This window comes from Rhodococcus sp. 14C212 (assembly GCF_011058195.1).
Taxonomy (GTDB): domain Bacteria; phylum Actinomycetota; class Actinomycetes; order Mycobacteriales; family Mycobacteriaceae; genus Rhodococcus; species Rhodococcus aetherivorans.
In genome coordinates this window covers 68,398-92,350 of record NZ_JAALEH010000008.1, presented here as the reverse complement: position 1 = coordinate 92,350, position 23,953 = coordinate 68,398, and the positions used below count along the sequence as shown (strand labels likewise).

Here is a 23,953-nt window from a genome sequence, read left to right as displayed (position 1 = left end):
GACGGGTCCCCGCCGAGAATGAGAGACGTCAGACACTTATGGTTCTACTCGGTTCCGTCTGTTCGATGATCTTGTCGGCACGACCATCGAACTGATCACGGACGCGCCAGAGGACGGTCGGCGCACACGACCCGGCGCATCCGCGGCAAGATCTTTCCTAGCGATCGTCGATCGCGAGATACTGCAGCGGTTCCCGCTGGTGAATGTCGCAATCACGGAATCCGACAGAGACGTGGACTGTCAACTGCAACGTTCCATGAGGTTGCCTTCCTTTGCGCTACTCAACACTGATGAATAAAGACCACGTTAACATCGCGGCTCCACTCATGGCAATGAGTCTCGCGTCCCGGATCGGATGATGACGGCGGTGACCGACGACGGGGCGAACCTGGACGGGGCGGTGTCGATGGGATCCACCGCGGTGCGCTCATCAGCACGGCGCGAGCGCCACGTGCCCCACAAGATCAACCGAGGTACACGAATCCGAATCCTGAGCCGCCTCGGACGGAGGTTATCGAACACCCCGGCGCGAACCCAGGCCGTGAAGCGGTGGTGGACGGTCGAACCGGTGACTCCGAAGAATGGCGGCAGGTGCCGCCAGGCGCAAACCCCCGGTCGACACGAGCGCGTGAACACCGCCTAGTCGTCCACCGGCGTACTATCACCACCCCGAGTCCGGCAGTCAAAGCGCAAAATCAGCGGTTCGCGTTCTCCCCCAACGTATTCGGCGCTAAATGGAGAGACCTTTCATCGACCAAGGATCACGTTCATGCATCACAATCCACTTCATCCACATGGACGCACTCGATCAATTGTCGACTCGAATCACTGCACCGACATGCCCTGGGCTTCCGCCACCTACGTCGACGCGGGACCCGGCCACAGCTGCACTGCGGCAACCTCGCTCGTGTGATCGATGCGCGCCAGATCCCGACGATGCGCGAAAGGCCAAGGATACCAATCCTATACCTTGCAGATTCAAGCTATTCCATTTAGTCTGGCCTCAATTGCGGTCGCAATTCTCTTATCGCATGCCCAGTGTGTGCGGCCCTCGAAGGAACATGGAGCGTCATGCCCGACCTGGTACTGACCGAACGACCCCGTCCCGGCGTTCTCATAATCCGCTTGAACAGACCCGAGCGACTCAACGCCATGAACTCGGAGCTGATCGAGGCACTGCACGGCGTGCTTGCCGAAGTACGACACGACTCCACAGTTCGCGCGGTCGTGTTGACGGGTGCCGGCCGTGCCTTCTGCGCAGGAGTCGACTTGCACGGCTACGGCGACCCACCGGGAACGACCGACGAACTCGGGCGGATACAAACCGGGATGCTGGTTCAACAACACATTGCGAGCTTGGTCGACGCCTTCCGCAGCGTGCGTGCGCCCATCATCGCCGCTGTCAACGGTGCCGCTGCCGGTGGCGGACTTGCTCTCGCGCTGATGTCCGATGTCCGGATACTTGCCGCCGACGCTTCCCTGCATCCCGCATTCATCCGTCGGGGTTTCTCCAATTGCGATATCGGCGTGAGCTGGCTTCTGCCTCGGATGATCGGATTCTCTCGCGCCGCGCAAATTATGCTCACCGGCCGCACGATCGGCACGGAGGAAGCAGAGCAAATCGGACTGGCCTCGTCGGTCGAGCCACTGGATCGCCTGCTCGACGCGGCACTCGATACCGCAGAAGCCATTTCCCGGAACAGCCCATTCGGGGTCTGGATGACCAAAGAGGTCCTGTGGTCGAATCTTGAAGCACCGTCGATGAGGGCCGCCATCGACCTCGAGAACCGCACGCAAATCCTCACTGCTCAAACCTTGGACCACCGAGAGGCGGTCGAGGCGTTTCTCGAAAAACGACCGGCAACGTTCAAGAATCAGTAAAACACCGCAAGAAACCGAGATCGCTGCACGCTGGAGTGCAGCATCCGGTCACGCAGCCGTAACGCCACATCGTCCGTCGCCCGGAGTCCGACCGACTTCGCGTGTGTAGTACCCGTGTATATCGACCCTTCTCCGTGCAGCGAAATACTCACTGCACGAACCGGTCACTGAACTGCACAATACGCATCTGCGCGCCGTCGATCATCAAGCCGGACGGCGGATCGGTGCCTCTACCAGTGCCGCTCCTCTTCGAGCAGACGCGACCCCGAGTCACGCCTGCAGCTACCCACCCGTATCCGTCATACCCGAAGGACGTCCTGTGCAGCGCACGATCTACAACGAGGACCACGAAACGTTCCGGAAAACCATCCGCGACTTCATCGCAAGAGAAGTTGTACCGGTCCACCATGAGTGGGAACAACAAGGTCATCCGCCCCGCGACTTCTACCGCAAGCTCGGCGATCTCGGGGTTCTCGGCATTCAGGTTCCAGAAGAGTTCGGCGGCGCCGGGGAGACCAGTTACAAATTCTCCGCGATCATTGCGGAAGAGACCGCTCGTGCGGGAGTAACCTTCGGAAACGCGTCGATTCACACCGATCTGGTTCTCCCGTACCTGCTCACCTACGCAAACCCCGAGCAGAAGAAGCGCTGGATGACCGGATTCGCATCCGGTGACATCATGACGGCGATCGCGATGACAGAACCCGGCACCGGCTCCGACCTCGCGGGCATGACCACCAACGCCAAGCTGAATCCGGACGGTACCCACTACATCCTCAATGGTCAGAAGACGTTCATCAGCGGCGGCGCTTTGGCGGACCTCATTCTCGTCGTGGCCCGCACATCCGCACCCACCGTGGACGACCGTCGCCACGGACTGTCCATCCTGTGCGTCGACATCACCTCCGACGGCTTTTCCATCGGGCGCAAACTCGACAAGATCGGCATGCGCGCCTCGGACACCGCCGAACTGTCTTTCGTCGACGTGCAAGTACCCGTCGAGAACCTTCTCGGTGAGGAAGGCAAGGCGTTCACCTATCTGGCCCGGAATCTTCCGCAGGAAAGACTCGGCATCGCAATCGGAGGCACCGCAACCGCCACCGCCGCACTACGCTTCGCACTCACCTACGTGAACGAACGCGCCGTGTTCGGCAAGCCCGTCGCCTCGTTCCAGAACACCAAGTTCGTGCTCGCCGAGTGCGCCACCGAAGTCCAAGCCATGCAGCTCATGACCGACCGCGCCCTCGAGCTCCACGACGCGGGTAAGCTCACCGCCGCCGACGCGGCCAAGGCGAAGTTGTTCTGCACCGAGGCAGCCGGCCGGGTCATCGACAAATGCCTACAACTGCACGGCGGATACGGATACATACTCGAGTACCCGATCGCGCGTCTGTACGCAGATACCCGCGTCTCCCGCATTTACGGTGGCACCAACGAAGTGATGAAGACGATCATCGCCAAATCACTCGGTCTCTGATCCACTTTTGCTCGTTTCGACATGGCGCGCCGGTCCGTGCCCGGCGCAGGCTTACCTGAGCAAAGGATGCCAGGGTGCTCGACCGAGCAGAATCCGCGACACACCGTGGTCCGGACCTGCTGGAGCGAGATTTCGCGACAACGCCACCGAACCGGCCGCACGTGGATGGCCGACCTGACCCGGATCCCACCACTGAGGGGTGCTGGTGCCGACGAGTGCACGACGCCTTCTCAAACCTAATTGCTTCTATCAATACCGGCACACCGCGAAAGGGAGACAGGTGAGCGAACTCGTAGTCCGCACCGACCACGACGGGTGGACCGTGCTCACACTCAACCGCCCCGACAAGCTCAACGCCCTCACGGTGGCATTGTTCGCCGAGCTCCGCGAGCACATCCTGGCTTTGCGGGAGGACGACACCGTCCGCTGCGTCGTCCTGCGCGGTGCCGAAAGGTGTTTCTCCGCTGGACACGACCTGTCGGACATCGCCGCCGGCGAGGCTGTGCCCTCCCCCGGATGGCACAGCGAGACGCTGCGGATGCTGGAGAAGCTGCCGCAGCCGGTGATCGCCGCGGTGCACGGCCATTGCTACACGGGTGCGCTCGAGGTCGCGCTGGCCGCCGACTTCCTCGTCGCGGCGGCGGACGCCCGCTTCGGCGACACGCACGCGAAGTTCGCTCTCACCCCGGTCTGGGGCATGAGCCAGCGCCTCCCGCGTCGCGTCGGCGTGGCCACCGCCAAACGGCTGATGTTCACAGCGGACATGATCGACGCCGCGGAGGCTGTTCGGATCGGGCTGGCCGAGTACGTCGTCCCGCTCGCGTCCTTCGACGCCGAGATCGAGGCGCTGGCGGCCCGCGTCGCCGCCAACTCCCCCTTCTCGCACGCGGCCAACAAGCGCCTGCTCGACACGACCGACGGCCGCCTGCTCGACGCCGGGCTGCAGTGGGAGGTCATGGAGGGCGAAGGCACAGGGCCGGACATGCAGGAGCGCATTGCCGCCTTCACGAGCAGAAGGACCTGATTACGCATGGACATCGCACCGGACGCCGACCTCGAGAAGTTCCGCGAGGAGGTGGCGGAATTCCTGGACACCGCGCCGACCCCGGAGATCCGCGAGGCCGGCCGCAAAACGACCAGTATCTTCGCTCCGTTCGAGCAGGTGATGGCCTGGCAGCGGATTCTGCACGCCCGCGGCTGGGCCGCACCTGCTTGGCCGGTCGAGCACGGCGGGCCGGGCTGGTCGGTGGAGCAGCGGTACGTCTTCGCCGACGAATACCAAAAGCGCGGACTGCCACCGTTGTTGCCCAACGGCCTACAGATGGTCGGACCGCTGCTGATGGAATTGGGCACGCCCGAGCAGCAGGCCCGCTACCTGCCCGGGATCCTGTCCGGTGAGGACTACTGGACCCAGGGCTACTCGGAGCCCGGATCAGGCTCCGATCTCGCCTCGCTGAGCTGCTCGGCCGTCCCCGACGGGGACGACTACCTCCTCAACGGCAGCAAGATCTGGACGAGCCACGCGCACCTGGCCAACCGGATGTTCATGCTCGTCCGGACCAGCCGTGAGGGGCGCAAGCAGCAGGGCATCACGTTCCTGCTGCTCGACCGGATGGACTACCCCGGCATGGAGGTGCGTCCGATCATCGGGCTCGACGGCGTGCCGGAGCAGTGCGAGGTGTTCTTCACCGACGTCCGGGTGCCGCAGTCCGGACGGGTCGGCGCGGAGAACGACGGCTGGTCGGTCGCCAAGCAGCTGCTCACGCACGAACGCGGCGGCTCGGCACAGAGCCCGATGTTGCGCCATCGGCTCGGTGCGGCCCGGGAGGTCGCCGCCCGCACCCCATCCGGGTTCGGTGGCACGCTCGCCGACGATCCGGTGTTCCGCCGCGATCTGGGCGAGCTGGAGGTCGAGGTCGCGTCCTACGAGCACGTCGAAAAGCTCGCCCTCAGCGGGCACGAGATCGCGCGGGACCCGGCCTTCCCGTCGCTGAACAAGGTGATCAGCTCCGAACTCACCCAGCGCATCTCGGTGCTGATGATTCGCGTGGCCGGGCTGGACGCGCTGCCCGACCAGCGCGAAGCCCTGCACGTCGGCGCGCCGGTCGACCCGCTCGGGGACGATCTCGCCCTCGTCGCAATGCCCTACTACCTGAACAGCCGCGCGACCACGATCTACGCCGGCACCAACGAGGTGCAGCGCGACCTCATCGCGCGCACCCTGCGCCGCTGACCGCGGCACCGAACGGAGACCGGGATGGACTTCAGCTTCACCGAGGAACAGGCCCTGCTGCGCGACAGCGTGTCGCAATACCTGCAGCGTCACTACACCTTCGAGGACCGGCAGACCGTCGTGCGCTCGAAGGTCGGCTGGTCGCGCGAGGTGTGGCAGGGACTGGGCCGGCTCGGGCTCTACGCCCTGCCCTTCCCCGAGGAGACCGGCGGCCTCGGCGGCTCGATCGTCGACGTCGTCGCGACCGCCGAGCTGTTGGGCGCCCACATGCTGGTGGAACCGTACGTCGCCTCGATCGTGCTGGCCGGGGCCGCACTGGCCGCGGTCCCAGAGCACGCCGACGCCGCCCACCGGCTCAGGCGGATCGTCGCCGGCGAAGCGATCGGGGCCTTCGCCCACGAGGAGGGCTCGGGCATGCCCGACCCGGCGCTGGTGGCCACCCGCGCGAAGCGGACGGCCAACGGCTACGTGCTCGCGGGCGAGAAGAAAGTGGTGCTGCACGGCGCCGACGCGGACATACTGGTCCTCTCGGCCCGCCTGCACGGACAGCGGGGCGACCCCGACGGCCTCGCACTGTTCGTCGTCGACCCACCCGCCGCCGGGATCGCGGCCACCCCGTTCGTCACCGTGGACGGGCGCCGGGCAGCCCATCTGCGATTCGACGACGCCGAATTGGGACCGGATGCGCTCCTCGCGGCCGACGCCCACGATGTGATTCTGAAGGTCCTCGACCGGGCGATCGTGGCGCTCGCAGCCGAGGCGGTGGGCGCAATGGGCGAGCTGCTGCACCGGACCGCCGAGTACGCCGCCACCCGCGAGCAGTTCGGCGTCCCCATTGGCACCTTCCAGGCGGTGGCCCACCGGCTCGCCGACATGAAGATCGCCTACGTCAAGGCACGGTCGACGCTGCTCTACACAACCGCGCTGGCCGAGGCCGGACAGGCCGAGCCGCACGACCTTGCCGTGCTGAAGGCACAGGTCGGCCGCCTGGGCCGCATGATCGGCGAGTCCGCGATCCAGACGCACGGCGGAGTCGGCATGACCGACGAGCTGCCGATCGGCCACCTCCACAAGCGCATCCTCGTGATCGATGCAATGTTCGGTACCACCGATCACCACCTCAGGACGGTCGGTGGCGGGCGGCCAGAGCCACGGCCCGCCATCCCTGTTGGCTGATCGGGATGACCGGAAGTGAGGCGCTTGCACCGACCACTGCAGGAAGGGGGCCGGTCGCCGGCAGATCCTCGGTTACCGGACTTTATCGTAACGGTCGGCAACGTCCTTGTACTCGTCCCGGATATCGGCTTTGGACAATTTGCCGCTCACCAACCGGGGTAGCGGTGACGACCGAATCACGACATATCGAGGGACCTTGTAACCGGAAAGAACTTGTTCGCAATGCTTTACGATCGTGGCTTCGCTTACTTCCCTCTTGACCTTGACGATCGCCGCCGGAGTCTCTCCGAACTTCTCGTCGGGGGCAGCGATCACCGCGACCTCCTCGACCCCCTCGATTTCGCTGATTACGACTTCGATCTCAGCGGGTGAGATATTGATACCGCCAGAAATGATCAGATCCTTCGCCCGTTCCACGAACTTCACCCGACCTGCGTCATCGGCTACGCCGAGATCGCCGGTGAAGAACCATCCGTCGCGGAAAGCGTCCGACGTGGCGGCTTCGTTGTTCCAGTAACCCGGGGTAACAATCGGGCCTCGGATGGCCAACTCACCGACCTGCCCTGGCGCCGCTTCGGTGCCGTCGGCGCCGAACACGCGAACTTCCGTGAAGATCGAGCCGTTTCCACACCTGTCCGGGAAGTTGAGGGCCTCCGAAACCAAGGTGGACGTAGACACCCCTCCACCTTCGGTAGCGCCGTAGATCTGCCGGACCAACACGCCCTTGTCCGACCACTTCTTCAGCATCGCCGGCGCTACGGCCGCTCCCCCGGTCCACGCAGTACGGATCGAGGTTAGGTCCGCCTCCTCGAAAAGCGGCGACCGTGACATGGTTTCGAACAGGATCGGCACACCGAAAAGTACTGTTACCTTGTGTTTCTCGATCAGCGGTATGATCCGCGAGGCATCAAGACTGCGTTCGAGAAGGAGCGTCGAACCCAGCACTATGTTCATGAACAACCCATAGACCAGCCCGGGAGTGAATGCCAACGGGAGCGCCATGATTCCGACCGAGCCCGGCCTCAGACCCTCTTCCGTGAGCGTATTCTGGAAGGCGATGCTCATCAGCATGCGAGTGGTGAGCACGACGCCCTTCGGCCGGCCCGTAGATCCGCTCGTAAAGATGATCGACAGAGGGTCTTCCGGATCCCGCTCTACCCGATAGTGGTCCGCTTCGCCTTCCTTCACCGCCTCGACCTCGGCGAACGTCATCACACCAAAGGACGCTCCGAGGTTGCTCGCTTCTGCCGCGACCTGTTCCACACCCGAATCAGCGACCACAAGCGAGAATCCGGCATCTTCGGCGATCTTGCCGATCTCGGCCGAGGTCAACCGCGCATTCATCGGAACGAGGATTCCGCCTGCCTTGAGTACCGCGAGAGCCGCTGCCGCCCACTCGAGCGAGTTCGGGCCGAACACCCCGATTCGATCCCCGGGTTCGATCCCGCGGTCCGCTACTGCTCTGGCGACCCTACTGGTCCAGGAGTCGAGCTCGCCGAATGACAGGCTCGAATCCTCGTACACTATGGCTGGTGTATCGCTCTTGACTTTCGCCCACCAGGACAGCGCAGATTCCAAAGATTCCGACATGTTTCTCCTCGGTCTGTTCTTTCGGTGACGATACGCTGCAGAGCGAGCAATTACCTAGCGCCATTAGCCTGCATCGGAAGCCGTGCCGGCGCACGCTCGCCCCGACGGCTGCACGCGTAGGCGCTCCTTCGAGCCACCGTATCGATCACGCCGGCCGTTGAACCGAGCGTGGAACAGTTGTACCGACGCAAGGCTCCCTTGCGCTGTCAGGATCGCTCCGAGTGCTGGTGAGGGACGAGCATGAACCGATTCTTCATCGGCCGACCGTGTTGGAGGTGAACGGGTCGTACAGAGCGGACATCCGAGTGTCCTTCAGTCGGAATCTTTGGATCAGATCTGCAGATCGCTGATGCTCGAGCCCGTCAACGGGGGTGCTGGCCGTCGTCAACCTTGATGATCGTTCCCGTGACGAAGTCGGACGAGGGAGAGAGCAGGTAGAGCAGGGTGCTGTCCAACTGCGCCACGTGCCCGAGCCGCTTCCGCGGAAGCGAGGACGCGACGTCGCCGACACGCGCAATCATGCCGGCCATCATTTCGGTGTCGAACGCCCCGGGAGCGATCGCATTGACATTGATGTTGTGCTTCACCCATTCGACCGCAAGCGTTTCGGTCATCCGGTTGACAGCGGCCTTGGTCGTGGAGTACAAGGCAGCGCCGGTACCGGCGTATTGGAAGGCGCCGATCGACGAGATGTTCACGATCCGGCCCGGCTTCTCGGCAGCAATCAGACGTTTGGCGACCTCCGTCGAAAGCACGAACGTGGCTCGGACGTTGACGTCGATGACCGAGTTGATCAGATCGAGAGACATACGGTGTGCGCGTTGAGCATCCGGGATTCCTGCACTGTTCACAAGCATCGTCACAGTGCCCAACGCAGACTCCGCCTGTTCGATCGCCGCCACCAGATTCTGGGTATCCGTGACATCGACAACAACCGAGACGCATGTGCCGCCCGCGGCCTCGATCTCTTCTTGGAGTTCCTTCAGTCGTTCCTCACGCCGCCCGGCGATCGCAACGGCAGCCCCCGCGTTCGCGATGACGCGTGCGAAGCGCCTGCCGAGACCCGATGTCGCACCGGTCACCAAGGCAACATTGCCGGACAAATCCATCGAAAAATTCGGGAGCCCATATTCGGACATGTCTTGTTCCTCTTCCATCTCTAGTTTCGGTCGCCGGCTTTGACCGGCAACAGCCGGCAATCAGGCGTCTCCGGTAGCCGTACACCCCGACCGTCAGGCTGTCTGCGGTACCCGGGTTGCATGGGGCAATCGACTGACGGCAGGATTTTGCTGCGCGTTCCACGCCTGACGCATATCTTCTGGCTGCTGCTACGTTCCCGGCCGATCCCGGCGAACACACCTTGATTTCGGAATCGATGCAGCATCGGATCAGTGTCGAGAGCCTCGAAGAACCGGTGTGCGAATGAGCTCGGCGGCCATCATCGCGTCGGTGGAGTGAGGTCGAGCCTTCGCCCCGAACTCCGTCGAAGAACGCGCGGCGAACACCATCGTGTCGTTCGACATGCGGTCAGAGCACATCTTCGTGGGCAAATAGCATCGAACTGACGACCGGTGCCACCGGGCCACCGATGAACAACGAAGTCTTGGCGTTCGCAACGGGGTTGCTCGATGTTCCGCGTATCTGCCGCACCGCCTCGACTGCAAGTCCCATGCCGTTGACGAAGGAATCCGCGATGTTGCCACCGCTGGTGTTCACCGGCAGCTTCCCTGTCCCGGCAGTCAGGTTGTCGACAGTCAGAACCGCGCCGGCTGCAGGCCCCGACGGAGCCAGGCCGTGATCGATGAGCGCCGCCACGGCGGGGCCGCTGAAATTCTCGTACACCTGAACGACGTCGACATCGTCCGGGCCGAGTCCGGCAGCCGCCCACAGACGGTCGGCGACCCCGGGACGCCCGGCGGAACCGGCGTACCCAGCGCTCGAGTACTGCTCGTCATTCTCGATTATCGACGTGTATCCGCCGGGCGCACCCTGAGCCCCGGCCAGCACGTATGCGGCATCGGGGCGAATGGTCTTCGCTCGCTCGGCCGAGACGAGAACCAAAGCGACGGCCCCGTCGCTCTCCCGGGAGCAATCGTAGAGATGGAACGGCTCGGTGATAAACCGTGATGACTCGTAGGTCTGCTCATCGAGCGGCTTACCGTACCCCTGTGCGGTCGGGTTGTTCTGGGCGTGCCGATAGGCCGCAAGGACGAGAGCGCGCAGAGCCTCCCGGGGGACGCCGTCGTGCTCGAGCAGTCGTTGTGTGCGCAGGGCACAGACTTGAGCCGGAGATCCGACCCCGTGTGCCAAAAAGTGGGAACCGAAGAAGTACTTGGCGTAGCCGAGGCGCCCGGTGTCGGACTGGGCCATTGCCCGGTAGACGACCACGCATTCGGCTTGTCCCGTGGCGATGGCCACAGCGGCATTGTTGACAGCAGCCGCGACCGGACCTCCACCGCCGCCCCACATCATGTTCGACCACCGCACCTCGTCGACCATGAGGGCGCCGCCGATCTGCGCGCCGTCGTATGCCCCGCCCGCGTAGGAGACGAACCCGTCGAGTTCTCGCGGCGAAATGCCGGCATCGGCGCAGGCCGAAACAATGGCCTCGAGTGTCATCCGCATCTCGCCGTGGGGTGCCTCACCGCGTCGATAATGGAGTTCCGAGACGCCGACAACCGCAGCTGCGCCGCGCATCGCGATTGTGCTCATGCCAATTTTCCTTCCGTCGATCGGCTCCACCGCAGCAGCGGCCAGGTGGCACCGTCGTCGTGCTCGACATGCCCGACGACTGGATCGCCGATGCGAATCTGATCAGTATCGTCCCCGGTGAGTATGCCCAGGACTCGCCGGTTCCCGGCACGCGGAAGCTCGACGAGCACGGTGACATACGGGAGACGGTCGGCGAATTCGGTCATGAACGGGTACCAACTGCGGGCCCAGCTGTAGACCGTGCCAACCGGTTCGACGGTTTCCCATCCGGGATCGAAGGTATGGCAGGAGCCGCAGATCCATTGCGGACCCCAGATCCACGTCGCACAGCGACCACAGCGCTGTAACCGTAGTTCCCCCTCGGTCAGTCCTTCCCAGTAGGGCAGATCGAGTCCGTCTACCGCCGGGCCCCACGGCTCGCCCGTCATGCCGACTGCCCTCTCTCGATCAGAAATTTCTCCACGGTCACAACCTTCCGTTTACGTTTCTGCGTTTCCTGTACCGGACGAAACCTATTGTTGGTCACGGTATCCCCTCTTCGAGCGAAGTGACTTTCTGGCCGCTCTACGCCGTTCCACTGTCGAATTCTCATGTCCTGGATCTTCTACTCGCTCGGCGACGACGAGCACGGATTCGTGGAACGAGGCTCATGCCCGTATCGCCTCGAAGATGCGGGCACGCGTATCCTCCCGAGGCATGCTCGTGAGAATAAGGGTCGTCAAACAGGTTTTCTTCCAACGACGCTCGATATCCTCGGCGATCTTGTCGGCAGGTCCAACCAATGCCACGTCTTCCACCATCTCGGTCGGCACCGCCTGCGCTGCGAGCTCGGGTCGGCCACTCAGATAGAGTTTCTGAACTTCCTCGCATACGTCCGCCCAGCCCATCCGAACAAATACATCGGTATGGAAGTTCGCATCCTTGGCTCCCATCCCGCCGGCATAGAGAGCAACCAAAGGTTTGATCCTCGCCGCCGCCTTCTCCACGTCGTCGTCTTCGGCCAGCGGACACATGCCCGCCGCCTCGAACGTCGACGCATCGTGTCGAGCGTGATCTCGCGAGAAACCTTCTGTAAGAGCAGCACGGTAGAAATCATCGGTTTTCGGCGAGAACCAGAGCGGGATCCAACCATCCGCGATTTCCGCCGCCAGAGCCACGTTCCTCGGCCCCTCCGCGCCCATGTAGATCGGGATGTCTCGACGCAGCGGATGCACGATCGACTTCAACGGTTTCCCGAGTCCCGTACCACCCTCGAAGGGAAGCTGATAGTGCCGCCCCTTGAAAGTGACCGGTTTGTCCCGCGCCCACACGGCCCGCATGATGTCGACGTACTCCCGCGTGCGCTCGAGGGGACGCGGATACGGCTGTCCGTACCAACCCTCGACCACCTGGGGCCCCGAAGCGCCGATCCCGACGATCATACGACCGCCACTGAGGTGATCGATCGTCTGCGCGGCCATCGCGAGTGCCGTCGGAGTACGTGCCGCCATCTGGCAGACGGACGTCCCGAGCTTGACGGTGGAAGTCTGCGAACCCCACCAGGCAAGCGGGGTCAACGCGTCGGATCCGTACGCCTCGGCAGTCCAGAAACTGTCGACTCCGCACGACTCGACCTCGGCGACCAGGCGTTCGGCCCCCGCCGGAGGCCCTGCCCCCCAGTATCCGGCAGCAATTCCGATCTTCATGCTTCTGTTCTCGCCTTTCGCTAACTCACACGTCGGCTTCCGCACCCCACTCCGGTACCGAACCGGTCACTGCAGCAACCCCACCCGCGATCGATGCACTGCCGATCCGGAAGAGACTTCAATCCGAAGACGCTTCAGATCGGCACACCGGCCTCGAGAACATTCGAAGCCGACTCGTGCTGACTCTCGAACACGAGAGCCACACCTATTCGTACAGCGATTCGATGGCCTCGGCATACTTGGTCGTAATCGCTCGACGCCTCAATTTGCCGGTCGGCGTGACCTCGTCGCTGTCGAACTCCCATACCTCCGGCAGCAAGATGAACTTCTTGATTTGTTCATTGCTGTTCAGCCTGGCGTTTCCTCGGTCGACAGCGCGCTGAATCTCCTGCCGGAGCAGATCGGACTCGAGGACGTCTTCGGTCTCCAGTGAAGCCAACTCGGGATTCTGCGACACGAACCGCGCAAGCGACTGCCGGTCCAGAGTCATAATTGCGGTCACATACCGCCGCCCTTCACCGATCACCACCAACTGTGCGATCAGCGAACTTTCGCCGACGATCGCGGACTCGATGACCGCCGGTGACATATTCTTGCCGTGCGAGTTGATGATGATGTCTTTTTTGCGGTCGACAATCTTGAGAAACCCGTCCGCATCCAAGACCCCGATGTCACCGGTACGGATCCAGCCGTCGTCATCCAGAACTTCGCGCGTCCTGTCGGGGTCCTTGAGATACCCGGACATATTGAGGTCGCCGCGAATCAGAATCTCACCGTCGTCCGCGAGTTCGAGTTCGACACCGGGTAGCGGCTTGCCCGCAGTCCCTGTCTTGAAATCGTGAACACGGTTGTAGACGCAGATCGAGACTTCTGTCGCGCCATAGGCTTCGAGCAACGGTATGCCGACCGCCCGAAAGAAATGTAGTAGCTCGGGAGCTACCGATGCGCCGCCGATGATGACAACCTTCAACTCGTCGAGTCCAAGGCGGTGAAGGATCGGCTTGAAGAGATCGGCGTTGGCAGCAGGATCTGTATTCGATTGCGATCCGACGACTTCCGCATCCTTCACGCCGGCTTCTCCGGACTTCGAGAGCGCAATACCCGATCGCAGGGCGTTGTTCATGCGTTCTTGGATATCAGGGGGTTCGGCGGCGATCAGCTGCTCGATGGCGACCTGCAACTTTTCAAACCAGCGCGGGGTCGAAGTGAACATGTCGGGATGCGCATCGATCAGCGCCTTCGGAAGATCGGCATTCTCCGGACAGACGGTCATCGTTGCGCCATTGACCACCGCGTAATGCAGGCCATTGATACGGCCGGCCGCGGACGCCAGAGGAAGGTACGAGATGATTGCCTTCTCGGGAATCGGAATGGCCTGGTGAGTGGCACGAAGTCCTGACATGATCATCCGGTGCGACCACTGCGCCGCCTTCGGCGGTCCGGTGGTCCCAGAAGTGAAGATGACGCACGCGACATCCTCGGGATCAATGCTTCTCCAGACCGCATCAACGTCGAACGCGGGGTCCCCGGACATCTTCACGTCGTGGAGGGTGAGGTCGTCGCGGCCTCCGTCGACGACCACGATGCGCTCGACCAGGGAGCCATCGGATTTCGCGGCCTGCCGAACCTTGTCCAGAAAGCGGAGTTCGGTGACGACTACTTTTGCTTCGGCATGGGCAACCTGATAAGCGATCTGTTCAACCGACGAGCTGTTGAATATTCCGAAAGGTGCAGCACCGAGAACACATACCGCACAATCGACTACATGATTTTCGATCGTATTGCGAAGCATCATCGCGACACGATCACCCTTGCTGACGCCGAGAGCGGCCAGGCCGGCAGCCACCGACCGCACCTCCTGATCGAGGTGACTCCACGTGAGCTCGACCTCCCCTCCGATGGTACGGAGGGCAATCTTCGAGGGATACTTCGCGACGGTGCGCTGGAATGCGGCGGCCAGCGTCAGGGCCTCGAGAGGCTCCCTGACAGCACTGCTTTCCTTTTCGCGGTCAGACACAACAGACATGGTATCGACACTCTCTTAATTCGTTGACAGGAATATCATCGAAACCTATTCACTCGGGCGTCACGCCGTCGTTCGTCGCCATAACCGAATCAATTTCCTGGTCCAACCGAAGGTGGATATGCTGACACGATTTCTCGTTTCTTCCGTAAAGGAATTCGCCGGTTGGTACAGCGGCGGCGTTGCGCTGGATGGAGGCCTCCATCGGCCAGTCGTCGTCCTGGGCAGCTGCCCGCAAGATGTCCCAGCTGCGATTGATCCGACTACGAACTCGATCGTCGAGGGTATCGGGATCGGCCAGAAAGCGGATGTGCGTAGTGGATGAGGACGCGGAATCGGTTGCAGGCCAAACGGTCCAGAGTTCGATATGATCAGGTGTGCGAAAAGCAAGCGTGTTCGGGAAAAGGAACAGGCCGGCACCTGCGTTGCGGTTGAAGTCCGGCACAAGCTCTTCACCGGACTTGACAGCCTTCTCGAGGCGCATGCGCGGAGCGAAGAATTCTCCATGAAGTCCGTAGTCGCGCCACACGCTCGTATTCGTCGACGCCATCTTTCCTACGGTCAACGGATGAAGAAACTTCGGATGCAGTGCATCCACCGCACCATCGACAATGAGCTTCCAGTTGATGTCGAGGGTGAATTGCTCATCCACAACGATCACGGAATTATCCCAATTGAACAGATCGAACCGGGATTCGACCTCCGACCCTAGGTACTGCTCGACAGATTCTGTCGGGTCACCGTCGAGGGTCACCCAGATGAGGCCGTGTCTCTCCTCGGCAACAACCCGGTCCAAGCTGTGGCATTTGCGATCGATCGGCTCGAAGAATTCACCGTAGGGAATGTGCTTGAGCGACCCGTCACGGTCGTAGGTCCATCCGTGATAGCGGCAGTTGAACGCCCTCTTCTTGCCCGATTCCTGCGTCTCGACCGTGCCACCGCGGTGCTTACAGATGTTGACGTTGGCACCGACGGTTCCGTCGCTGTGCCGCACGATGATGAGTGGGGTTCCTAGAACTTCTCGGGTAATGAAGCTTCCCGGCTCTGGAAGATCGGAATGGTGGGCCACGACGAGCGGCTTGGTCCGGAGCACTGCGCGTTCTCGAGCTGCCCGTGAGTCACTGGTGTAGTGCGAAATCGGGACCCTCAACTCACTGTCCGCGAGATCGGTCGTGTCATTGCGGATATGCTCGATCAGCTCATCCAGTACTTCGTCATTGATAGTCATGTCTTACTCCATCTCCGTAGTGTGTGTTGAAAGTGCAGAAGCGCGACCGCTCGCGTAGCCTCTCGCAGCTCCATTCAGGAGAAGTGCGGCGCTCAAGGGGTCGCACTCGAACTAGGAAACCTGTGCAAAGGCGTCACTATTCGGTGAGGGAATCTCATTTCACGGTGCGTCAGAACGGCGACCGTCAACACATTAAATCTACCATTCTGTAGATATTGAACACAGTCATTCTGGCCTCGAATGTGTGTAGTCGGACTACAACCACTGCGATCGACACCCGGGTCGGTTTCGATTCAGCCGTCCGACAGCAGGTCTTGAAGTACGTGCTGGGTGTCCGCGCCGACCTCCGGAGGCAGTGGCGGAGCAAATTTCTCCCCCTCGACGCGTATCGGACTCTTGACGAACTCGAGTTCCCCGACACCCTCGTAGCCGACGCGGTAGGTGTTATCGCGAGCTCTGAAGTGTGGATCGGAGATCATGTCCCCTATCGTGTTCACCGGGCCCCCTGCTATCTTGTGCTCGATAAAGAGGGCAACCCATTCATCGCGGGTCCGCTGCACGAAGATGTCCCGCAGTTCTCGATAGACCCGAGCGGCACGGGCCGGTGCCTCCGAGTCGGTGCTTTCCAGGTCGATCTCCAGCAGATCCGGGCGACCTACGGCCTCACAGAAATGACGCCAGAACTTGTTCACGTGAGCGCCGAACAGCATCGCCTCACCGTCTTTGGTCCGGTACGCCTCGAGCCGCGGCCAGTCGGGCAGTCGTCCGTCCGGCAACCACGTGGGCCGCGGGATGGAGCGGTCCTTGTTCAGTTCGGCGTCCACGAGGTCGGGCATCCATGCCGCAGCAATGTCGATACCCGCGACTTCGAGTTTGCAGCCCTGACCGGTCCGTCGGGCGCGGTGGACCGCGGCGAGGATCCCCATCGCCCCGTACGCACCGAGGGCGTACATGGCGATGGACGGACTTGTCGATCCCGCCATTCCTTCGGTCGGCGGCTCCTCCGGCGTGCTGACCTCGCGCAGTCCCGCATACGCGTCGAACACCGGCCCACCGGTGCCGAGGTGGCTGTAGGGCCCGTCGGATCCCATACCCGAGACCGTGCAGAACACGATCGCCGGATTCGCTTCCCTCAGTCGGTCGTATCCCACGCCGAGCCAGTCCAGGTATCCGCTCCGCATACCCTCGACCACTGCGTCGCACGTCCGCGCAAGGGCGAGGAACGTTTGCTTGCCCTCGTCGGAGCGCAGATCGAGGTCGACGCTCTTCTTTCCCCGATTCCACCGCAGATGCATGAAGGAGGGACCGTCCTCGTCTCCGATCGCTCGGCTGCCGCCGACGCGCGCCGGGTCACCCAACGGCCCGGATTCGATCTTGACGACCTCCGCCCCCAGATCGGCAAGGTGTCCGCCGACCGATGATGGCGCCAATTGCGCAACCTCGAGGATCCGCATGCCTTCGAGCAACGAGTATCCACTCATTCCGCACCTTCCTTGAATATCAAGTCTCTGTTTGCATTTCGGGGTTTACCCCCCATGTGATGGGCTCGTTGCGCGCGCACGGTCGGTGACCACGAGTACCGGCGACTCGGAGTTCGACATGTGCGTCCCCTTCTCGTGGACCTGCTGTCGTCACCGGCGCCGACAGGCGCCTGTTGCGGGCGTCGAGGCGATAATTCAACTTAGTTGAGTGTGAGTTGGACCATACCATCCCTGCAACGTCTGTCAAGTTGTCACCCCTGAAGGGCAGGCGCCCCAGACCTGGTGTTTGTCGGTGCCCGCGTCCATGCGGGCTGCACCGGGTGAGGACCGCGGTGAAAGAAGGAACGCCCGCAGCGCAGCGAGGGACGCAGGGCGTACGGCGGCCAGGCGGTCCGGTGCAGGCTTGTCCGGGCCCGACATCGGTGAAGATGCGATTGCGGGACTGAAGGTTGCAGTGTGATGAGCATGGGCATGGCAGACCCGAACGTCTCCGACTGCCGACCGTCCCTTCGCCCGGCACACGGACGGACGTGGACCGTTGCGGCGGCAACACACGAAGTCAACCGGCAACCGCGCACGTGCTGCGCCCGGGTACTCACGCCATCTGCTGATGGACCAGGATGCACGGCACGTAGACGGGCGCTCTCGACGGACCGCCGCTCGAGTTCCCCGCAGACCTGTAGGTCCGCCTCAGCGGTGGGCGCGTCAGGGTGTCGATGTGCAGGTTCCCGACAGCACGATCGAAACCCTCGCCGGGGATCCCGACGCAGGCCGTCGGCCCGTGGTCGATGTCGCTGCACGGGCGTCGACTACCGTGTGGCGTATGAGACGGCTAGTGAATCGAGCAGCAGAATGAGCCGGCGCCCCAAGGTTGAGACTGGACTCACCCGCGCCAGCATTACGCAGGCTGCGATCGAAATCGCGAAGCGCGAAGGCTTGTCGGCATTGACAATGCGTCGACTTGCCGTCCAGATGGGGGTCGACAGCGCGGCGTTCTACTACCATTTCAAGGACAAGGACGAATTGCTCCGCGCAGTAGGTCGTATGTCCTTCGCGATGCTCGACATACCGCAGGAGTCGGACTACCCGGAATGGCGGGAGTGGTTTATCGCCATCGGCAACCGGTACCGAGACCTCCTCGTACAGAACCCCTATCTGCGTACCCTCCTCCAGGAGGACTATGTCGCGTGGACAAGCTTGCCCTTGTACGCGGTGCATCGCAAACAACTTCTTTCGGAGCGAATCCCGGAGGAAAAGCACCACTTCATCCTCGAGTCGACCAACGCGTTCGTGATCGGATCGGCCGCCGTAACCGCGCAATACTACGATGCCGGCTCGGTAATCACATCCGGGGGCGACGAGGATGTCGCTGCAATGATCGAACAGCGCCGAGACGAGTTCAATCTCGCGTTTCGCGTGCTCCTCAACGGCTTGATCACCGAGCTGCGGACGGGATCAGCCGGTCGATGACGTTCTGCTACGACGAGGCCTCCAGTTGATCCGACCCGCGGAAAGGTAAGACGTAGGGCCCTTGCGACAGGTTCGGCTTCGACTCGAAACCACCCGAACCCCGGAAGCACCCCACGCCGTCACCACCTGCACCCTCGGCGACGTGCCACGAAAGCCCTGTGGAGAAGGCCGCGTTCCTGGAGGCACACAGCCGCGCGGCACCCGGTGTCCGGGCGCCGCGCGGGTACGGTCGTACCCAGCTCATCCTGCGGTGATACAACGAAGCACCGATCGGCAGTTCGCCGGCAGGCCGAGCTGTCCTGTCGTGCTCTCCGCGACCGCGCGACCAGGCGGCGGTGCGGCATCAGCCCTTGAGAGTGGGGCTTGCTGCGGATGCGACGACCGAGGGCACGCTGTCCTCTGCCGCAGATGAGGAACGCCGGGCGATCACTGCCAGCAGGATCGCCGCGGCCAGCGCGGGCACCGCCATCGACGAGAAGATCGTCGCCGCGCCGAGACTCAGGGCCAGGGCAATCGCGCCGACCGCCGGTCCGGTGATCGACCCGATCCGACCGACGCCGAGCGCCCAGCCGATCCCCGCCCCCCTGATGGCAGTCGGGTAACTCGCGGCCGCGATGACGTTCATGATCGCTGCACTGCCCAGCACGCCGAAACCTGTAATGAAGACGACCGAGAGCGTCAGCGCCTGACTCGTCCCCATCAGGCCGGCAGTGAGCAGGATGAATGCTGCCGCAAAAGTGAAGCTACCGACACCCACCCAGGACGGGCTTCCAATTCGATCCCCGATGCGGCCGAATACAATTCCGCCCACTACACCACCGAGAGAGAACAATGCGGTCGCAGTGGATGCCGTGGCGGCGGACATTCCGGCATCCTCGAACAAGGTGGGCATCCATCCCATCAGGAAGTACAAGACCAGCAAGGTGAGGAAATATGCTCCCCAGAGCGCCGCGGTGGTGACCGCACGACCACCGCTGAACAGTCGACTCATCGAGGCCTTCTCCGGCACCTCGGACGTGTTGTATACGAATTCGGTATCCGGTCCGAAGGACGTCGATGCACCATCGATGGAACGGACATAGTCCGCGACCTTGCGACTCTCACCGTGGGTGGCCAGGAAGGCAATCGACTCCGGCAGCCACCGATAGGCCGCCACCGCGGCCAGCAGCGGGACGACGCCGCCGACGACGAAGAGCACCCTCCATCCGAAAGTCGGGACGAGCGACGCCGCCACGATGCCGCCCAAGAAGGCACCCATCGCCATTGAACTGGTCAAGACGGTAACAACCGTTCCGCGAATTCTTCTCGGCGAGACCTCCGACGAGAGGGCGAGCAGATTCGGCGTGACGCCGCCGAGTGCGAGACCCGCCAGAACCCGGAGTCCGATGAGCACCGGCATCGACGACGCGAAAGCGGTGAGCAGCGTAAGGATCGAGAACATCACCGTGCCGACAAGAACCAACCGTCGACGCCCCAGACGATCGGAAATCGACCCGAAGAGGATGCTGCCCAAAACCATCGCGGCCGCGCTGACCGACATGACGACACCGAACTCCGCCGGGCTCATCTCCCAATCCTTCGCGATCGCCGGTACTGCATAGCCGAGCAGCAGGGCGTCGAAGCCGTCGAGGACGGCCAATACGACACACAGAATGATTGTTCGTTTCTGAATCGCTGACACCGGCGAGCGGTCGATGATCTCCGCGATCGAAATAGGTCGGGGCATGCGTATGTTCCGTTCTGCTGATCCGAAAATTCATCACTGATGAGTGATTCATCACAGGAAGCATAGAATTGTGATGTGCATCGCGCAAGAGGAGATTTCATCTTCGTTGAATACGTCGGATAGACGCGCACGCTTCTCGACGGAGACACGACCTCAGCGCGACCGCTTTGCCATCTCGCGGATTACTCGATCCTGCGGATGCACAATCCGCACATGCCCAACTGACCTTGGGCGAATCACATTGGTGTGCCGCCACGGTCCGGCTCGACTGCAGTACCCGACCCTAACAACTCGATAGTGGCCGTGGTTGATAGTGTTGGACCGCAGTGGAATCCGGGAGCCCGACCAGACCAGTGCGTGGGTAGTTGCACGATCGGCTTTCGTTGCGATCGACACGATCGGGCCGGATAATGACTATCCTGCGTCGTAGCGTCACCCGCCGCGCAGTGCACCCACGCCGAGTTCGCCCCGGAATTGCCCGACGGCATGTGTGCGAGGGGTCCGTCGATGAGGTCGGCAAAGACGGTTTCGATGATCGGGTTGACGATGCGCCGCGTCGCCGACCTCTATCCCGGGCAGACCAAGACCGACGCCCGAGATGCCTTCATCATTGCCGACACCGCCCGGACCATGCCGCACACGCTGCGCCGGGTCGACGTCGGCGACGAAGCCCTGGCCGAGCTCGGCGTCCTCGTCGGGTTCGACGACGACCTCGCCGGTGAGGCCACCCGCATCAGCAACCGCATCCGCGGGTTGCTCACCGGAATCCATCCCGCCCTCGAACGCGTTCTCGGCCCCAAGATCGCGCATCCGGCCGTGCTCGAAATCCTGTCCCGATGCGGCGGCCCGGTCGGCATCCGCAAGGCCGACAAGCGCCGACTCACCGCACTCGCGACCAAGCACGCCCCGCGAATGGGAACCCGACTGGCCGAGGAAATCCTCACCGCACTCGATGCCCAAACCGTGGCAGTGCCAGGCAGCGACGCCGCCGAGATCGTCCTGCCGAAACTGGCCGACTCGTTGAAAGAGATTCTGCAACAGCGCAAGAGCATCGCTGAAGATATGGAGAGGATGCTCGACGACCACCCTCTTTCGAAGGTCCTGATGTCGATGCCCGGCATCGGCATCAGGACTGCAGCTCGCATCCTGCTCGAAGTCGGTGACGGCTCGGCGTTCGCCTCGGCGGCGCACCTGGCCGCCTACGCCGGCATCGCCCCAGTGACCCATCGTTCCGGCTCGTCGATCCGCGGCGAGCACCCCGCTCGGTCGGGCAACCGCAAACTCAAACGGGCGTTGTTCCTGTCCGCATTCGCTGCGTTGCACGACCCGACCAGCCGTGCCTACTACGACCGCAAACGTGCCGAAGGTAAGAAGCACAACGCCGCGTTGATCTGCCTTGCACGCCGTCGCTGCGACGTCCTCTACGCCATGCTCAAGAACAAGACCTTCTACCGCACCCCCGCTGCTGTTGCCGCTTGACGAAACCATAGGGACACCCCCCGACGGCACGATCGTCCGTGGGCCTGAGTCGCCCGCGTGGAAAGGGCTGAACAAGCCGCATCGGCAGGACCGGCGGTGGTCGACCGCGTGGAGCCCGGAGCGGATTTCGCACCGGGCTCAGGATCGACTTCCCTGATGATGAGTCCATGCGCATTAGCCACGAGGCGATCTATCAGTCGTTGTACATCGAGGGCCGGGGCCCCCTGAAGCGGGAGCTGGTCGCGTGCCTGCGCACCGGTCGGGCACTGCGGGTGCCCCGAGCCCGATCGCGGAACAAGGCACAGGGGCATGTCACCGCGGACGTGGTGATCAGCGAACGCCCCGCCGAGACCGAAGACCGCGCTGTCCCAGGGCATTGGGAATCTCAATGCTGATGTCAAGCAGCCGGAACGAGTTCTACAGGGTCTGGCTCCTGGTAGTGGGTGCGGTCGCGCAGCATCGCCCACAAGGTAGTGATCCGCCGGCGTGCAAGCGCGATCAACGCCTGCTTGTGACTTTTCCCTTCGGCACGCTTGCGGTCGTAGAACCTGCGTGAAGCAGGACTGCTTTTCAGGCTCGACAGGGCAGCGAGATAGCAGGTGCGCAGCAATCGCCGATTGAAGCGGCGGGGCCGGTGATGATTGCCGCTGATCCTGCCCGAGTCTCGTGGAGCAGGCGCTACCCCGGCCACCGAGGCAAGTCGGTCCGCGGTCCCGAATGCGCTCAGGTCACCGCCCGTGTTGGCCAGGAACGTCGCCGCCAGCACCGTCCCGAAGCCGGGCATGCTGGTCACGATCTCCGCGTCACGGTGCGCGGAGAACCGATCGGTGATCATTGCATCGATCTCGGCGATCTCCAGATCGAGCGCCGTGATCTTGGCCGCCATGCGTGCCACGAGCGCAGCACCCGTCGACTGGGTACGCAACGTGGTGTCCTGAGCATGGGCGGCAGCAACCGCCTTGACCGCCATCTGAGAACTGTTGCGGCAGCCGCGTTTGCGCAACCACACCGCGAGCCGGGTGGCACCCATGCGCCGGATCGTGTCCGCCGTCTGGAAGCCGCTCAACAAGACCAACGGTGCCTTCTTGGAGTAGTCGAAGGCTGCTTCGAGCGCGGGAAAGTACTCCAGCAGCAGTGCCCGCAGCCGATTGATCAGCCGGACGCGGTCGTAGATCAAATCCGTGCGATGCGAGGTGAGCAGCCGCAGATCCGTGCTGATCTGGTCGGCACCTCGGACAGGTTGGAGGTCCCTGCGCATGCGGGCCTGATCGGCGATGATCCGTGCGTCCTTCGCGTCGGTCTTGCCGTCCCCGCGATAGGTCGCCGCAGTATGGTGCACGATCCGCCCGGGAATGTAGAGCGCCTGCTGTCCGTGCGCTTCGAGCAGGGCAATCAGCAGCGCCGCCCCACCGGTGTTCAGGTCGGTCGCCCACACCACGGCATCACCGTCGGCCGCGACGAGCACCGCCGCGATCAGGTCCAGGAGGGCACTTTCGTCGTTGTCGACCCTCTTGGACAAGACCACGGCACCAGCTGCGTCGATCGCGACGCAGTGATGGGCACGTTTACCGGCATCGACGCCTATCCATAGCTCGCTCACGAAGTCCCCCCCGGTCGTCGTCCTCACCAGGCGTGCCTCCTTACCTGACAGCCACGCCGGCACGTCCTTACCCAACGATCGGTGCGCGAGTCTCAATGAGCGGTCGAGCTGGCAGTAGGACAGCGGGTGGCCATTCCCAGTGAGCCGTCGATGCGGCAGGGAGATTTCAGCCATGCCCGCTGTCCCAAGGAG

General features: G+C 62.9%; 16 protein-coding genes and 3 pseudogenes. 8 read left to right on the top strand and 11 right to left on the bottom strand.

The genetic code is table 11. The features are described 5' to 3' along the window. Positions 1-507: 507 nt before the first annotated feature. Positions 508-699 (bottom strand): annotated as a pseudogene (locus G6038_RS31165) (transposase); the annotation flags it as partial. Positions 700-1,071: 372 nt separating this feature from the next. Here G6038_RS31165 and G6038_RS06425 point away from each other — a divergent pair. The 5 genes from G6038_RS06425 to G6038_RS06405 all read left to right on the top strand — a co-directional run bounded on the left by G6038_RS06425 (position 1,072) and on the right by G6038_RS06405 (position 6,767). Then, a complete protein-coding gene (locus G6038_RS06425) occupies positions 1,072-1,881 on the top strand; it encodes an enoyl-CoA hydratase-related protein (RefSeq protein WP_165036700.1) in 810 nt (269 codons plus the stop codon). A 319-nt stretch (positions 1,882-2,200) separates the two neighbouring features. After that, positions 2,201-3,358 carry an acyl-CoA dehydrogenase family protein gene (locus G6038_RS06420; protein WP_165036698.1) on the top strand — a complete coding sequence of 386 codons (1,158 nt, stop codon included), beginning with the start codon at positions 2,201-2,203 and terminating at the stop codon, positions 3,356-3,358. A gap of 280 nt (positions 3,359-3,638) precedes the next feature. Continuing rightward, positions 3,639-4,382: an enoyl-CoA hydratase/isomerase family protein gene (locus G6038_RS06415; RefSeq protein ID WP_165036696.1), complete on the top strand. Its 744-nt coding sequence runs from the start codon at positions 3,639-3,641 to the stop codon at positions 4,380-4,382. 6 nt (positions 4,383-4,388) lie between these two features. Then, the gene (locus tag G6038_RS06410) at positions 4,389-5,591 is read left to right on the top strand and encodes an acyl-CoA dehydrogenase family protein (protein ID WP_165036694.1); all 1,203 of its coding nucleotides are present in this window, start codon (positions 4,389-4,391) and stop codon (positions 5,589-5,591) included. Between the two features lie 24 nt (positions 5,592-5,615). Next, positions 5,616-6,767, top strand: coding sequence for an acyl-CoA dehydrogenase (locus G6038_RS06405; RefSeq protein ID WP_165036692.1), 1,152 nt, complete (start codon positions 5,616-5,618; stop codon positions 6,765-6,767). Between the two features lie 72 nt (positions 6,768-6,839). Here the strand turns inward: G6038_RS06405 and G6038_RS06400 are convergent, their stop codons facing one another. From G6038_RS06400 to G6038_RS06365, 8 genes are all read right to left on the bottom strand, one after another. Next, entirely contained in the window at positions 6,840-8,357 is a 1,518-nt protein-coding gene (locus G6038_RS06400) for an AMP-binding protein (RefSeq protein WP_165036690.1), read from the bottom strand. A gap of 362 nt (positions 8,358-8,719) precedes the next feature. Beyond that, positions 8,720-9,514 (bottom strand): SDR family NAD(P)-dependent oxidoreductase, encoded by a 795-nt coding sequence (locus G6038_RS06395; RefSeq protein ID WP_240918317.1) that lies wholly within the window; start codon positions 9,512-9,514, stop codon positions 8,720-8,722. A gap of 370 nt (positions 9,515-9,884) precedes the next feature. Beyond that, positions 9,885-11,069: a transporter gene (locus G6038_RS06390; protein WP_165036688.1), complete on the bottom strand. Its 1,185-nt coding sequence runs from the start codon at positions 11,067-11,069 to the stop codon at positions 9,885-9,887. Further along, positions 11,066-11,497: an OB-fold domain-containing protein gene (locus G6038_RS06385; protein ID WP_165036686.1), complete on the bottom strand. Its 432-nt coding sequence runs from the start codon at positions 11,495-11,497 to the stop codon at positions 11,066-11,068. Before G6038_RS06385 ends, G6038_RS06390 begins: the two co-directional genes overlap by 4 nt. 219 nt (positions 11,498-11,716) lie before the next feature. Further along, positions 11,717-12,754 (bottom strand): LLM class F420-dependent oxidoreductase, encoded by a 1,038-nt coding sequence (locus G6038_RS06380; RefSeq protein WP_165036684.1) that lies wholly within the window; start codon positions 12,752-12,754, stop codon positions 11,717-11,719. Positions 12,755-12,959: 205 nt separating this feature from the next. Further along, positions 12,960-14,771, bottom strand: coding sequence for an AMP-dependent synthetase/ligase (locus tag G6038_RS06375; protein ID WP_346772753.1), 1,812 nt, complete (start codon positions 14,769-14,771; stop codon positions 12,960-12,962). Positions 14,772-14,829: 58 nt separating this feature from the next. After that, on the bottom strand, positions 14,830-16,005 hold the full coding sequence (locus tag G6038_RS06370) for an aromatic ring-hydroxylating dioxygenase subunit alpha (RefSeq protein ID WP_165036680.1): 1,176 nt from the start codon (positions 16,003-16,005) through the stop codon (positions 14,830-14,832). Positions 16,006-16,298: 293 nt separating this feature from the next. Beyond that, entirely contained in the window at positions 16,299-17,486 is a 1,188-nt protein-coding gene (locus tag G6038_RS06365) for a CoA transferase (protein WP_165036678.1), read from the bottom strand. A gap of 852 nt (positions 17,487-18,338) precedes the next feature. Here G6038_RS06365 and G6038_RS06360 point away from each other — a divergent pair. Continuing rightward, positions 18,339-18,956: a TetR/AcrR family transcriptional regulator gene (locus G6038_RS06360; RefSeq protein WP_165036676.1), complete on the top strand. Its 618-nt coding sequence runs from the start codon at positions 18,339-18,341 to the stop codon at positions 18,954-18,956. Between the two features lie 343 nt (positions 18,957-19,299). Here the strand turns inward: G6038_RS06360 and G6038_RS06355 are convergent, their stop codons facing one another. After that, positions 19,300-20,682, bottom strand: coding sequence for an MFS transporter (locus G6038_RS06355; protein ID WP_165036674.1), 1,383 nt, complete (start codon positions 20,680-20,682; stop codon positions 19,300-19,302). Positions 20,683-21,219: 537 nt separating this feature from the next. Between G6038_RS06355 and G6038_RS06350 the strand changes: the two are divergent. Together G6038_RS06350 and G6038_RS06345 are read left to right on the top strand one after the other, a co-directional pair. Continuing rightward, positions 21,220-22,161 (top strand): annotated as a pseudogene (locus tag G6038_RS06350) (IS110 family transposase); the annotation flags it as partial. A 19-nt stretch (positions 22,162-22,180) separates the two neighbouring features. Further along, positions 22,181-22,544: pseudogene (locus G6038_RS06345) on the top strand (IS30 family transposase); the annotation flags it as partial. Between the two features lie 14 nt (positions 22,545-22,558). Here the strand turns inward: G6038_RS06345 and G6038_RS06340 are convergent. After that, positions 22,559-23,761: an IS110 family transposase gene (locus G6038_RS06340; RefSeq protein WP_165036759.1), complete on the bottom strand. Its 1,203-nt coding sequence runs from the start codon at positions 23,759-23,761 to the stop codon at positions 22,559-22,561. Positions 23,762-23,953 lie beyond the last annotated feature (192 nt).